This is a genomic window from Mesorhizobium sp. M0571 (genome assembly GCF_040320985.1).
Taxonomy (GTDB): domain Bacteria; phylum Pseudomonadota; class Alphaproteobacteria; order Rhizobiales; family Rhizobiaceae; genus Mesorhizobium.
In genome coordinates, this window is sequence record NZ_JAMYQT010000142.1 from 1 (window position 1) to 1,038 (window position 1,038).

The following is a 1,038-nucleotide window of genomic DNA, read 5'->3' on the forward strand; positions in this document are numbered from 1 at the left end:
TTGCCGCCATAGCGAAACTTTCAAACAACGGGTTCGCCTACGCCATCGCCAGCTTTTACACTTCGTTCTTCCGCGGCCTGCCTCTTCTGATGCAGGTTTATCTAGGCTCAGGACCAATAAACCAGTTGCGGAGATGATGATCAGTTGATTCATTGGTTAGGCTCAGGACTCATTGATCAGAGCCAGAAGATTACGGCGGCGGCGATACAGATCGCGGACATGAAGGTGTGGGCGCAGCGCTCATATCGGGTGTGGATGCGGCGCCAGTCCTTGAGCCTACCGAATATTTTCTCGATCTTGTGGCGACGGCGGTAGAGGACGGTGTCGTGCGGGATCGGCACGTTGCGGTTGGTTTTGGACGGGATGCAGGCGACGATGCCGCGATCGGCCAGGGCAGTGCGGAACCAGTCGGCGTCGTAGCCTTTGTCCCCGAGCAGGGCTGCGGCTTTCGGGAAAGCGTCAATCATCAGCGCCGCGCCTTTGTAGTCGCTCATCTGCCCTTCGCTGAGCAGCATGATCAGCGGTTGACCACGGCCATCGCATACAGCATGCAGCTTGGACTTCAGGCCGCCCTTGGTTCGCCCGATACGTCGGGGAACAGCCCCTTTTTAAGCAGGCTTGCGGCCGTTCGATGCGCCTTCAAATGGGTGGCGTCGATCATCAGTTGATCGGGCCTGCCGCCTTTTGCCGCCAATTCGGCGAATATCTGGTAGAATACGCCGAGGCAGCTCCAGCGGATGAAGCGGTTGTAGATCGTCTTGTGAAGACCGTATTCCTGGGGCGCGTCGCGCCACCGCAGCCCGTTCCTGATCACGAAGATGATGCCGCTGACGATCCGCCGGTGATCGACCCTCGGCACACCGTGAGACCGCGGGAATGCGGCTCGATCCGGCGCATCTGCGCATCCGATAACCAAATCAAATCACTCATTGCAGGTAAGCGGTGCGCCAAGGCACCTTTCCCGAAATCGCCTTGATGGTTAGTCTCTCGTTCGTGGGCGCGCCGGCGCCGATCACTCCGGGTCATAATGGGTGACGT

The 1,038-nt window shown here is 58.9% G+C and carries 2 pseudogenes; one reads left to right on the plus strand and one right to left on the minus strand.

Annotated features, from left to right (window positions below):
• A pseudogene (locus NKI85_RS37725) lies at window positions 1–104 on the plus strand (amino acid ABC transporter permease); the annotation flags it as partial.
• Between the two features lie 72 nt (window positions 105–176).
• Here NKI85_RS37725 and NKI85_RS37730 read toward each other — a convergent pair.
• Window positions 177–930: pseudogene (locus NKI85_RS37730) on the minus strand (IS5 family transposase).
• Between the last annotated feature and the right edge of the window lie 108 nt (window positions 931–1,038).